At 71.3% G+C, this 12,306-nt stretch carries 9 protein-coding genes; 2 read left to right on the top strand and 7 right to left on the bottom strand.

Annotated features, from left to right (window positions below; translation table 11 throughout):
* Positions 1 to 23: 23 nt before the first annotated feature.
* From NDW01_RS18990 to NDW01_RS18960, 7 genes are all read right to left on the bottom strand, one after another.
* Positions 24 to 1,298 carry a flavin-dependent oxidoreductase gene (locus tag NDW01_RS18990; protein WP_252822362.1) on the bottom strand — a complete coding sequence of 425 codons (1,275 nt, stop codon included), beginning with the start codon at positions 1,296 to 1,298 and terminating at the stop codon, positions 24 to 26.
* Positions 1,299 to 1,382: 84 nt separating this feature from the next.
* Positions 1,383 to 3,071, bottom strand: a complete 1,689-nt coding sequence (locus NDW01_RS18985; RefSeq protein WP_252822360.1) for a thiamine pyrophosphate-requiring protein — start codon at positions 3,069 to 3,071, stop codon at positions 1,383 to 1,385.
* 60 nt (positions 3,072 to 3,131) lie between these two features.
* A complete protein-coding gene (locus NDW01_RS18980; protein ID WP_252778349.1) occupies positions 3,132 to 3,896 on the bottom strand; it encodes an ABC transporter ATP-binding protein in 765 nt (254 codons plus the stop codon).
* A gap of 6 nt (positions 3,897 to 3,902) precedes the next feature.
* Positions 3,903 to 5,519, bottom strand: coding sequence for a benzoylformate decarboxylase (gene mdlC, locus NDW01_RS18975; protein ID WP_252822358.1), 1,617 nt, complete (start codon positions 5,517 to 5,519; stop codon positions 3,903 to 3,905).
* 8 nt (positions 5,520 to 5,527) lie between these two features.
* Entirely contained in the window at positions 5,528 to 6,370 is an 843-nt protein-coding gene (locus NDW01_RS18970; RefSeq protein ID WP_252822355.1) for an ABC transporter permease, read from the bottom strand.
* Positions 6,367 to 7,176 carry an ABC transporter permease gene (locus NDW01_RS18965; protein ID WP_252822353.1) on the bottom strand — a complete coding sequence of 270 codons (810 nt, stop codon included), beginning with the start codon at positions 7,174 to 7,176 and terminating at the stop codon, positions 6,367 to 6,369. The genes NDW01_RS18970 and NDW01_RS18965 overlap by 4 nt, the downstream gene beginning before the upstream one ends.
* A 10-nt stretch (positions 7,177 to 7,186) precedes the next feature.
* On the bottom strand, positions 7,187 to 8,179 hold the full coding sequence (locus tag NDW01_RS18960) for an ABC transporter substrate-binding protein (RefSeq protein ID WP_252822351.1): 993 nt from the start codon (positions 8,177 to 8,179) through the stop codon (positions 7,187 to 7,189).
* A gap of 798 nt (positions 8,180 to 8,977) precedes the next feature.
* Between NDW01_RS18960 and NDW01_RS18955 the strand changes: the two genes are divergently transcribed.
* Both NDW01_RS18955 and NDW01_RS18950 read left to right on the top strand, forming a co-directional pair.
* Complete coding sequence (locus tag NDW01_RS18955) at positions 8,978 to 11,908, top strand: sensor histidine kinase (protein WP_252822349.1); 2,931 nt, start codon at positions 8,978 to 8,980, stop codon at positions 11,906 to 11,908.
* Positions 11,905 to 12,306 (top strand): roadblock/LC7 domain-containing protein, encoded by a 402-nt coding sequence (locus NDW01_RS18950; RefSeq protein ID WP_141959232.1) that lies wholly within the window; start codon positions 11,905 to 11,907, stop codon positions 12,304 to 12,306. Before NDW01_RS18955 ends, NDW01_RS18950 begins: the two co-directional genes overlap by 4 nt.

The raw sequence follows: 12,306 nt of genomic DNA, 5'->3' as shown, positions 1-12,306 counted from the left end.
GGATCCTCCGGCGGCCGGGTCGCTCAGTCGGCGACCGGGTCCCAGGACTCCCGCTTGTTCAGGGCCTCGGCGTCCAGGTCGGTCGTCTGCCTCCAGATCCCCCGCACACTGGCGACCTCGTCGGCGTCGAGGATGTCCTCGATCCGGGCGAACCCCTCGGGCGCACGCTCGGCGACCAGGTCGAGCATCTTGTCCAGCGGCATGTTCCGGCAGGCCATCGCGACCGCGTTCGCCTCTGGGAGGCGGGCCTCCTCGTACGACCGCAGAGCGGCGATCGGGTCCGTCGCCGAGGAGGCGAGCTCCCGGGCGAGGACCCGCGCGTCCAGGATCGCCTGTGAGCCGCCGTTGGCGCCCACCGGGTACATCGGGTGGGCGGCGTCCCCGGCCAGTGTCACCCGTCCCCGGCCCCAGGAGGACAGCGGGTCACGGTCGACCATCGGGTAGTCGAGGATGAACCGCGATTCCGCCAGCAGCGTGGGAACGTCGAAGCCGTCGTGGCGCCAGTCGGCGTAGTGGGGGAGCACGTCCTCCAGCCGGCCCTCGCGGGTCCAGTTCGCCGAGACGCCCTCGCCGTGCGGGTCGGCGGAGACGCGGACCTCCGCGACCCAGTTCACCAGGCAGCGACCGCGCTCGGCCGCCTTCCGAGAGATCGGATAGAGGACCATGCGGCCGACGTTGTGCGAGCCCATCACCAGCATGGTGTCGCCGGTCAGGAACTCGTCGACCTCGGTGACACCGCGCCACATGCGGACGCCGTTCCACAGCGGCGCGCCCTCGCCCGGGTGCAGCAGCCGCCGGACCTCGGAGTGGATGCCGTCCGCGCCCACGAGCAGGTCGGCGCGCAGCGTCACGACCTCCCCGCTCGCCCGGTCGCGCAGCCGCGCCACGACGCCGTCGGCGTCCTCCTCGAACTCCTCGAACGCCAGCCCGGTCCGTACGGCGTCGTCGCCGAGGCGCTCCCGCACCGCGTCGGCCAGCAGCATCTGCAGGTCCCCGCGGTGAATGGAGTACTGCGGCCAGTCGTACCCGGCGCGCCGGCCGCGCGGATGGACGACGATCCGGTTGCCGAACCGGTCCATCGTGATCACCTCGCGGGTCTCGATCCCGGTGGCCGCCAGTTCCCCGCCCAGCCCGAGTTCGATCAGCTCCCGTACCGCGTGCGGCTGCAGGTTGATGCCCACACCGAGCGGCCGCAGCGCCGGTGCCGCCTCGACGACGCGGGCGTTCACGCCGGCCTTCTCCAGCGCCAGCGCCGTGGTCAGGCCGGCGATGCCCGCGCCTACGACGAGCACGTCCACGAGGATCCTCCTTCTACGCCGCGAGGTGTCACCGGAAAGCGCGGGCCGGGACCGGCCGGGCCGGCCCCGGCTCACCACACCGGGTCAGTTCGGCGCCAGGCGCACGTCCACGACCGCCGAGCGCCCGGCCTCCAGCGCCTTGAGGGCGCGCTGCAGGGCCGGCACCAGATCCGCGCGGTCCGTGACGCTCTCCCCGTGGGCGTGGCACGCGCGGGCCACCGCGGCGAAGTCGGGCGGGCTCTGGAACCGCGTGCCGACCGCGTCGCCCCGCGCGGCGGAGCGTCCCTCGGGGAAGAGCTCGAAGACCGGCATCCTGCTGGCCTTGTAGCCGTCGTTGTTGAGCACGACGGCGAGGATCGGGGCGCCGGCCTCCGCGGCGAGGCACAGGGCCGCGGTGGGCACGCCGAACATGAAGCTGCCGTCCCCGACGACCGTGATCACGCGCTGTCCGGGAGCGGCCAGTTTGACGCCGACGGCTCCGCCGAGACCCCAGCCCAGCCCGGGGCTGCCCGTTCCGGCCATGGTGCCGGGCAGGCTGCGCTCCAGGGTCTCGTGGAGCGTTCCCGCGTTGGTGACCGCCTCCTCGACGACGATGTCGTCCGCGCGGAGCACGGCGTTCAGGGCCTCGAAGACCTCCCGGGCGGCGATCGCGTCATCCCCGCCGGCGGAGGCGGCGGGCTCCTCGGCCGGGCCGGCGCCGCGCCACTTCGCCGCCGGGTCGAGGTCGCCCAGCGCGGCCGTCACCTGGTCGAGGACCACCGCCCCGGGCGCGGCGACGGCCAGGTCGACCGGGAAGGTCCACAGCGGCATGTCGTCCTTCACCGGGTCCATGTCGATCAGGACGACCGTGGCGTCCGCGGCGGGCCGGACGAACTTGGGAATCCACGGGACGTCACAGTCGGCGACGATGATCAGGTCCGCCTCGCCGACGGCGCGGCGGGCGGCCCCGGCGGAGCGGACGTGCATCGGGTGGGAGGTGGCGATGTTGAGGCATCCGCTCTCCGGCGTGTCGATGACGCGGACTCCGGCGCGTTCGGCCAGCCGGGTCACCGCCTCGAAGCCGCCGGGGCGGCGGCCGGTCCGCGAGGTGATCAGCAGGGGCCGCTCGGCCGTGGTGAGCAGGTCCGCGATCCGCCGTACGGTCCCGGCGTCCGCGGCGGGCGGGCCCGGCACGGCGTAGCGGCCGGTCCGTCCGGGTTCGGTGGCGGGCGGGTCCATCAGCACGTCGCGGGACACCATGAGGTACGCGGGACCGGGCCGCCCGCTGCGGGCGACCTGCACGGCGCGGCCGATGGCGCGGGGCAGGACGTCCGGGCGGGTCACCTCCAGCGACCACTTCGCGTACGCCCGGACGACGCCCGCCTGGTCGGGCACGTCCTGCTGCCAGTGGATCGTGTGCGAACGGCCTCCGGGAGAGCCCGGGTCCTCCCCGTACGGGGTCTTCCCGGCGATGACGACGACCCCGGCCCGGTCCCGCATCGCGTTGTGCACCATCGCGCCGAGGTTCTGCGTGCCGACGTCCACGTGGACGAACACCGCCTGCGGGCGCCCGGTCACCTGCCAGTATCCGTGCGCCGCGGCGAGGGCGACCGACTCGAACGTGCAGGGGATGATCTGCGGCATGCCGACGCCCGCCTCGGCGAGCGTGACCGCCGCCTCCTGCAGCGGGGCCGAGTCGGTGCCGGGGTTGAGGAAGAGGTGGTCGACGCCGTGCCGGTGGAGCAGCCACAGCAGGTGCTCGGCCGTCGTACGAGGTCGGAAGTCTTCGGTCACGTGTGTCTCTCCATCGGGATGGCGGGCGAGGGCCGGATCGGAGTCCTGCGGGGGTCCGCGTCAAAGGACGGCTCCGGGCGGCGCCTGACCGCGGACGAGACGGCCGACCTCGGCCCGCATGTGCACGAACTCCGGGAGTTCCCGCGTGCTGATCTGGTCGCGCGCCGACGGCAGTCCGACGGCGAGATCGGCGGCGACCCGTCCCGGCGCGCGGTCCAGGACGATGACCCGGTCGCCGACGTAGACGCTCTCGTCGATGTCGTGCGTGACGAGCAGGATCGTCATGCCGTCCTTGCGCACGCGCAGGACGAGGTCCTCCAGGTCCTCGCGGGTCTGCGCGTCGACCGAGCCGAACGGCTCGTCCATCAGGAGGAGGGCCGGCTGGTAGGCGAGGGCGCGGGCGATCGACACGCGCTGCTGCATGCCGCCCGACAGCTGCCAGGGGTACTTGTGCGCGGCGTCCGCCAGGCCGACGGCCTGGAGGGCGCCCAGCGCGGCCGCCTGGCGCTCGGACTTGGACCTGCCGCGCCGGCGCAGGGGGAGCGCGACGTTGTCGCGCACGGTCAGCCACGGCAGCAGCGAACGGCTGTAGTCCTGGAACACGACGGCCAGGTTGTCGGGCACGTCGGTGATCTCTCTGCCGTTCAGCGTGATCCGGCCCTGCGAGGGCCGGATCAGCCCGGCGATGCAGCGCAGCAGCGTCGACTTTCCGCAGCCGGACGGCCCGACGATGCTCACCAGCTCGCCCTCGGCGACCTCGAGGTTCACATCTTCCAGGGCCGTGTGATCGGCGTAGTAGTGACCGAGCTTCTCGATCTGGAGCACGGGCTTTCACCTGGTCCGAAAGTCGTTGGGGGAGGAGTAGGCGGAGGAGGTGCCGGCGGCCACCCGCACGTCCACGAGGAACGGGCCGTCGTGGCCGAGGGCCTGCGTCAGCGCGTCGGTCAGCTCGTCGGCACGCTCGACGCGACGGCCGGGGCACCCGAGCCCGGCGGCGACCGAGACGAAGTCGATGCCGCCCAGGTCGGTGCCGGGCACGTCCGGTATGTCGATCCGGCGGCCGAGCGCCTTGACGGCCTCGTACGCCTGGTTGTTCAGCACCACGAACGTGACCGGCGCCCGGTGACGCGCGGCCGTCCACAGCGCCTGGATCGAGTACATGCTGGACCCGTCGCCCACGACGCAGACGACGCGCTGTCCCGTACCCGCCAGCGCACGGCCGACGGCGAGGGGAAGCCCCCAGCCGAGCGCGCCGCTGCCCGTGGTGAGGAACCCGCCCGGCCGGGTGATCGGCAGGCGGGCGTGCAGGTCGTCCCGGTGGCTGGGGACCTCCTCGACGACGACCGCGTCGTCGGGGAGCAGCGCGCGCAGCGTCTCGATCGCCAGCGCGGGCTGGATCGGGTCCGTGACCGGCGGCACGGGCGGCCGGACGAGGGGCGGGGGCGCCGGCCGGTCGGCCTTCTCGACGAGTTCCAGCAGTGCGGCGACCCCGGCCCGGATCGTGGTGAGCACACTGGTGCCCACCGGGGCCCAGGCCGTCTGCGCGGGGTCGCAGTCGAGGTGGAACAGCCGCGCGCCGGCCGGGAGGTACGGGCCTTCGGTGTGCACGTGGTACGTGAAGATCGGCGCGCCGACCGACACGATCACGTCGTACGGTTCGAGGGCCCGGGCGAGCTGGTCGCGGACCGGCGGCAGGAAGCCGCGGAAGAGCCGGTGGTCCTCCGGGAAACCGGACCGGCCGGACAAGGGGGCCATCCAGACGGCCGCGCCGGTGCGCTCGGCCAGTTCGGTGACGAGCGGCGACGCGCCGTCGTCGTCGACGCCGGCGCCGACGATGATCGTCGGCTCGCGGGCGGCGTTCAGGGCTTCGGCCACCTCACGCAGCGCCGCCGGCTCGCCGACGAACCCGGCGCGGACCTCGCGCGGCTCGACCGGCCGGGCCGGGCGGTCCCAGTCGTCCTCGGGCACCGACAGGAACACCGGCCCGCGCGGCGGGGTCATCGCGACGTGGTACGCCTCGGCGAACGCCGCGGGGACGTCCTCGGCGCGCTCGGGCTGCCGGCTCCACTTCACGTACGGCCGGGGGAAGAGCGCCGGTTCGTCCGCCGACAGGAAGGGTCGCGTCGGCAGCATGGCGCGTGACTGCTGGCCCGCGACGATGAGGACCGGCACGCGGTCACGGTAGGCGTTGAACACCGCGCCGAGGGAGTGCCCCACTCCGCCGGCGGAGTGCAGGCTGACCAGAGAGGCGCGCCCGGTGCCGAGCGTGTGGCCGGCCGCGACCGCGACCGCCACCGACTCCTGCAGGCCGAGCACGTAGCGGAAGTCGGCCGGCCATCCCGAGAACATCCGCAGCTCGGTCGAGCCGGGGTTGCCGAAGAAGGTGGTCAGCCCGACGTCGCGGAGGAAGCCGAAGACGGCGTCCCGTACGGTGAGCCCGTCGGTCATCATGCCTCTCATGTCGTGTCGACCCGGCGGGCGGCGCGGTGCCCGGCCAGGGCGCGGCGCTCCGCCATCAGCAGCAGGGTGTTGAGGAGGTATCCGAGGATTCCCAGCAGCACGATGCCCGCCCACAGGGTCGGCAGGTCGGACCGGCTCTGAGCGTCGCTCATCAGGAACCCGATCCCGTCCGTGGCACCGGGAAGCAGTTCCGAGAAGACCATCAGGATGAGGGCCAGGGACAGGCTCAGCCGCAGACCGGCGAAGATCTTGGGCATCGTGGACGGAAGGATGATCTTGAACAGGCGATCGGTGGACGACAGCCGGAACACCCGCGCGGTGGCCATCTGCAGCTGGTCCACCGACCGCGCGCCGTCCGCCGTGTTGAGGAGGATCGGCCAGATCGCGCTGAAGATGATCGACGCGATCTGCATCTGGGAACCCAGCTTGAACAGCACGATGAAGACCGGTGCCAGGGTCGGTGGCGGGATCACCCGGGCGAACTGGAACAGCGGGTCGAGATAGGCGAACATCCGCTCCGAGCGGCCGAGCAGCAGGCCGAGACCCACGCCCGCGACGATCGAGGCGGCCAGCCCCACGGCCATCCGGCCCAGGCTGGGCAGGAGGTTGCCGGTGGCCTCCGAGGTCAGGAACAGGTGGGACGCCGGACCCGCGAACCACAGGTGGTACATCTTCGACACGATCGTCGACGGCGGAGGGAAGGACGGGCTTCGCGCGATCCGGGTGCCGACCTCCCAGCAGGCGACCGCGACGGCGAGGACGATCCAGCGGTGCAGGATGCCGGTCAGCAGGCCCACGCCGTAACGGCCCGGGCGGCGGCCGGCCACGGCGGCGCTCATGAGCGTCCTCCCGACTGCGCGGCGTGCCAGCGGAACAGGCGGCGTTCGCACTGCACCAGCACGGTGTTGATGACGAGGCCGAGCGCTCCGGCCCAGACGGTGCCCGCCAGGACGTCCCTGGCACCGTCGAGGCCCTGTTCGGCCTGGCCGATGAAGATGCCGAGGCCCGACCCGAAGCCCGACAGGATCTCGGTGCCCACCGCGAGGATCAGCGCGACCGCGGCCGCCAGCCGCACTCCGGTGGCGATGAACGGCGCCGCCGCCGGCAGGGAGACCCGCCACATGATGGCGACCTTGCCGAAGCCGAACGTGCGCAGAGTCTCCTTGGCGACCGGGTCGACGTCCTGGAGGCCGTAGATGGTGTTGAAGAGCACCGGCCAGATGGCGGCGTAGACGATGAGGGTGGTCTCCGTGGCGAGGCCCGTCCCCAGCAGGAGGCTGACGAGGGGGATCAGGGCCACGGACGGGATCGGCCGGAGGAACTCCAGGACCCCGCGGACGGCGGTGCCGACCACGGGGAGACCGCCGAGGAGCAGGCCGAGGAGAACGCCCGCGCCGACCGCGATCGCGAGCCCGAGGGCCCATGCCTTGATCGTGGCGAGAACGTTCGCCATGAAGTCGGGGTCGGCCGCGAGGCCGATCGCCCGGGAGAGGATGGTCGAGGCCGGGGGGAGGTAGGTCTTGTCGACGATGCCCGCCCGCCCGAGCACCTCGCTCGCCGCGACGAGAATCGCGAGCCCGGCGATCCCCCGCAGCCACCTGCCGGTGCGCGAGAGATGCCGGGATCGCGGGTTGTGCGTTGTCATACTGCCTTGGTCACTTGCTCGAGGGGCTGTAGATCAGCGTCTTCGGGTCCGGCTTGGCCTTGAGCATGTTGTTCGCGATCATCAGGTCGATCAGCCGCTGCAGCCGGGTCGGGTTCATCGAGGTCGGGTACCCGGGCAGGCTGAGGACCGAGGCGGCCTGGGCGTCGATGCCCTTGGTGTAGCCGGGCAGGACCTGCTCGACCTGCTTGCGGTCGCTGGACGCCAGCTGCTGCGCCTTCTCGATGGCCCGCTGGAAGGCGGCGGCGGTCTTCGGGTACTTGCTGACGAAGTCCTGCGTGCTGAGGTAGCCGCTCACGGGGAGGTCGGTGACCGGGGCGCCGCCGCCGTCGAGGACCATCCGCGCGCCCTGCTTGCGCTGGATGTCGGTGCCGAAGGGCTCGCCGGTGTGGACCGCGTCGACCTGGTGCTTCTGGAGCGCGGCTCCCATCTCCGGGAAGGCGACCTTGACATACTTGATCTTGGTCGGATCGACGTTGTTCGCCTTGAGGACCTCGTTGAAGGTCAGGGACTGAATGTTGTTCGGAATATTGACCGCGACGGTCTTGCCCTCAAGGTCCTTCGGCTGCTTGATGGGCGAGTCCTTCGCGACGAGCAACTGCATGAAGCGAGGCGCCTGGGCGGCGCCGTCGGCGAGGATGCGCAGCTTCAACTGGCCCGTGTCATTCGCCTGGAGGAACGTCACGTAGTTGCCGCCGGCGATGACGTCGACCTGTCCGGTCTTGAGCGCGGGCAGGGCGAGGATGCTTTGCGCGACAGGCTTGATGTTGACCTTGAGGCCCTCGGCCTCGAAAAACTTGTGCTCGACGGCGATATGCAGACCGGCCGCGTCGACGAGGGGAAGCGAGGCGACGGTGATGGTCTTCTTCTCAAGGCCGCTGCCGGCGTCGTCGTTGCTCGACTTTGAGCCACCGCAGCCCACGGCGAGGGATGCGGTGAGAAGAAGACTCGTGAGGAAGGCGGGGCGAGACCCGAACCGTCTCATGGTGCTCCTTTAGGAGGGGAAGAAGCGGAAGATTGCGGGGGCATGGGGGGCGGGGACCGAGGACGAGCCGATGTCAGGCGACGACGCCCGATTGGTCCCGATCACGGGGGAGGTTACAGCACACGCCCAGTGGTGCGCAGGCGGCAGAAGAGGTCCCTTTGACCATCCGTCAAGGGAGATTGACGCATGATTGTCATGTTCTGGGCTGTTTGTGAGGTTGACGCACCGTAGGCGCTCCGTGCGCGACTCGGGGCGGCGGGCCGGGGGGGTCGTGGGGTCCGGCCGTGCCCTCCGGACGAGGTCGCGGCCCGGCCGACTTCGCCGTCTCGCGGCCTGGCCGACTTCGCCGTCTCGCGGCCGGGGCGAATTTCCGTCCGCCATTGTCGAGTGCGATCGCAGTGGGTGGGGGAGAGTCGCATATCACAGAGGATGAATAGCAACTCACTAAGCGTTATGGCACATCGCTGAGTTGTTCGTCACTGTGAGCTGCGGTGAGGTTACTCCGGTAGTAACACTAGGCGCAGTATTTCGATCTCTTTGCGAGCGGTCCCCGCAGTGTGCTGCAATGTCGGACGCTGGATGGCAGACGCGATGTACCCCTTGTCGGCGCCTCCCTTTTCCCCCAGCTTCTTACCAGCGCGGATCCTTACCGTGAGAGGGTGTAAACGCCAAGTGCGGATGCAACCGAACGACGAGCCTGGTGACCGCACTCCGCCGCCTCCGGCGGCGGAGGAGGACGGCGCCCCGTCTGCTGGTGCGCGTGGGCCCGGCAGTAGGTTCCGGCTGCGCAACTGGCGTGTGCGGCGACGGCTGATCGCCCTGATCCTGATCCCCACGGTGGTCGCCGTGGCCTTCGGTGGACTCCGGATCGCCACCTCCGTCTCCCGTGCCCAGACGTACAACCGGGTGGAGAACCTGGCCGAGCTCGGCAGTCAGATCACCGCCCTCGTGCACGCGCTCAGCAGCGAGCGCGACCTGACGGCCGCGTACATCGCGGACAATCGCAATCCGACATTGCTCGCTCAGGTCCAGGAGCAGTACCCGAAGGCGGACGCCGCGGTCGTCCAGGTGCGCAGGCTGGCGGCGAAGCTCAACGGGTCCTACGGCTCTCAGGTCCTCGCCAACGCGACGCGGATGCGCAACCGGCTGGACGCCATCCCCAACCTGCGCGACAACGCGGCCAGGACCAAGATGCCGGCGGCCTCGGTGATCATCGTGTACTCCGAGTCGATCAACGACCTGCTGGCCTTCAACGACGTCATCGCGCAGGGCGCCGCCGACGAGACGCTCACGGCGGACGTCCGTGCGCTCGTCGCCGTGTCCCGCGCGAAGGAGCAGGCCTCCGAGCAGCGGGCGCTGTTGTACTCGGCCGCGCTGAACGGCGCCCTGACCGTCAACGACGTCTCGTCCCTCGCCGCCGCCGAGGCCCGGGAACAGAGCGAGCTGGCCTCCTTCCGCGAGGCCGCGACGTTCCAGCAGAGCCAGATGTACGACGACACGGTCATCGGCCCGGACGTCGACGAGTCGGCGGTGCTCCTCCAGCGCGCGATCGCGCTCGGGCTCGGCGGCAAGGGCACCAAGCACCTCGACCTCGACCCCGACACCACCGACGACGCCGGAGACTGGCTGAAGACGTCGACGGCCAAGATCGACCTGATGCGCCAGGTGGAGCGGAAGCTGGCCGACGAGGTCATCGCGGGCAGCAAGCATCGTCAGTCCGACGCGCTCCGGTCGGCGATCCTGAACTCGGCCGCGATCGCCATCGTCCTGATCCTGGTCCTCATCGTCACGCTGGTCATGGCCCAGTCCCTCGTCCGGCCGCTCCGCAAGCTCCGCGAGGGCGCCCTCGAGGTCGCCGGCCACCGCCTGCCGGACCTGGTCCGCCGCCTGCGCGACGCGGAGGCCGGCAACGAGCCGATCGCCGTGGAGCCGATCGACGTCTTCACCACCGATGAGATCGGTGAGGTGGCGCGGTCCTTCGACGAGGTCCACCGCGAGGCCGTGCGCCTGGCGTCCAACGAGGCGCTGCTGCGCGGCAACGTCAACGCGATGTTCGTCAACCTGTCCCGCCGCAGCCAGTCGCTGATCGAGCGCCAGCTGCGGCTGATCGAGGATCTCGAACAGAGCGAGCAGGACGCCGCGCGGCTGGAGTCGCTGTTCAAGCTCGACCACCTGGCGACCCGTATGCGGCGCAACGGAGAGAACCTCCTCGTCCTCGGCGGCCAGGAACAGACCCGCCGGTGGAACAAGCCCGTGCCGCTGGTCGACATCGTCCGCGCGTCGCTGTCGGAGGTCGAGCAGTACGAGCGGGTCACCCTGCGGATCCAGGACGACGTCTCGGTGATCGGCCGGGTCGTCAACGACCTCGTGCACCTCGTCGCCGAGCTCGTGGAGAACTCCACCACGTTCTCGCCCGAGCACACCAAGGTCGCGGTGTCGGGTCACCTGCTCAGCGGCGGCGGCGCCATGCTCCAGATCTCCGACAACGGCGTCGGCATGTCGCCGGAGGAGCTGGAAGAGGCCAACTGGAAGCTGGCCAACCCGCCGACGATCGACGTGTCGATCTCCCGCCGCATGGGCCTGTTCGTCGTCGGCCGGCTGGCCCAGCGCCACGGCATCCGGGTCGAGCTGCGCGCCGCCCTGTCGGGCGGCCTGACCGCCTTCGTCATCCTGCCCGCCAACGCCATCCAGGACGGCAACCCGCCGGCGCCCCGCCGTCTCGACTCGCCGGTGGAGACGGCTCCCCGCAGGTCGTCCGCGGTGGAGGCGCCCGCCGTACGCGGGCAACTGCCGCGCAGCGCCGAGCCGATCGCCCCGGCCCCGGTTCCCGACACGCCGTGGGAACCCGCCCGCGCTCGCACCGAGACGGGGCGTACCGCCTTCGAACCCGCGCCGCTGGACACCGAGCCGCCGCGCGGCCCCCTCGACCCGCCGCAGAGCCCGGCCGAGCCGCTGCGCAGGTCGGCGCAGCCTGTCTGGGACGAGCCGGAACCGGCGGAACCGGCCTGGGGCCGGCGGGAGCCCGAACGGCGTCCGGCCGAGCCCGCCGAGCCCGCCGAGCCGGTGTACGGTCAGTCCGAGCAGCCTCGGGGCCCGCAGGGTTCGCCCCTTCCCAAGCGGAAGCCGGCGAACACCTCGCCTCCGGGCCGAGGGGCCGCGCCGTCGGCTCCCGGCCGGTCGGGAACTCCGGGCGGTGGACCGCCTCCGGCGCGTCCGTCGAGGCCGCAGAACCCCCCGTTCCCGCCGGCGAGGCAGCCGACTCGGCCGTCGGCGACCGGTTCGATGCGCGAGGAAGGTCGTTTGGGAGACCAGAACGGAGGACGTTCCCCTATCTTCGAGGCAATGCAGTCGGAATGGTTCCAACGCCGCAAGACAGGATCAATGGCCAGATCTGAGTCGACGACTTCTCCGTCGGAGTGGAGCTCGCCCGCGGACGAGGGCTTCCGGGCGGCGGAGACGGTGCGCGCCCCGTCGGTGGGTGGGAAGACCGCGGCCGGGCTGCCGAAACGGGTGCCGGGCAACAACCGGATCCCCGGATCGATCGCCTCGGCGAGGCCGGCGCCACCGCCTCAGCAGTCGATGCAGCAACCGGTGCAGCCACCGGTCCGGCCGGCCTTCCAGCCGCCGGAGGCCGAAACGGTACGGAACCGTTTCTCCAGCTTCCAGCAGGGCGTACGCAGGGGTCGCGCCGCGATCCGGCCCGAAGATGATGAACGGGAGAACCAGTGAACAGCCGCCAGGATCTCAGTTGGCTGGTGACCACATTCGTCGAGCGCGTCCCTCGCGTCGCGCACGCGGTCGTGGTGTCCTCCGACGGCCTGCCGATGGCGTATTCCGAAGGCTTCCCGGCCGACCGCGTCGACCAGCTCGCCGCGATCGCCTCCGGGTTGACCAGCCTCACGCAGGGGGCGGCGCGAATCTTCGAGGGCGGGGCGGTCACCCAGACCCTGGTGGAGATGGAGCGCGGCCTGCTGTTCGTGATGGCTATCAGTGACGGCTCGGTGCTCGGCGTCCTGGCCGCGCCCGACTGCGACATGGGATTGGTGGCCTACGAGATGGCACTGCTCGTCGAGCGCGTCGGCCGGGTGCTCACTCCGGCGTTGCGCGCGGAACCAGGGATCGGTTAA

This window comes from Actinoallomurus soli (assembly GCF_024055715.1).
GTDB classification, from domain to species: domain Bacteria; phylum Actinomycetota; class Actinomycetes; order Streptosporangiales; family Streptosporangiaceae; genus Actinoallomurus; species Actinoallomurus soli.
Note: the sequence above shows the minus strand (reverse complement) of the source record. Positions and strands in the feature narration are given on the sequence as shown.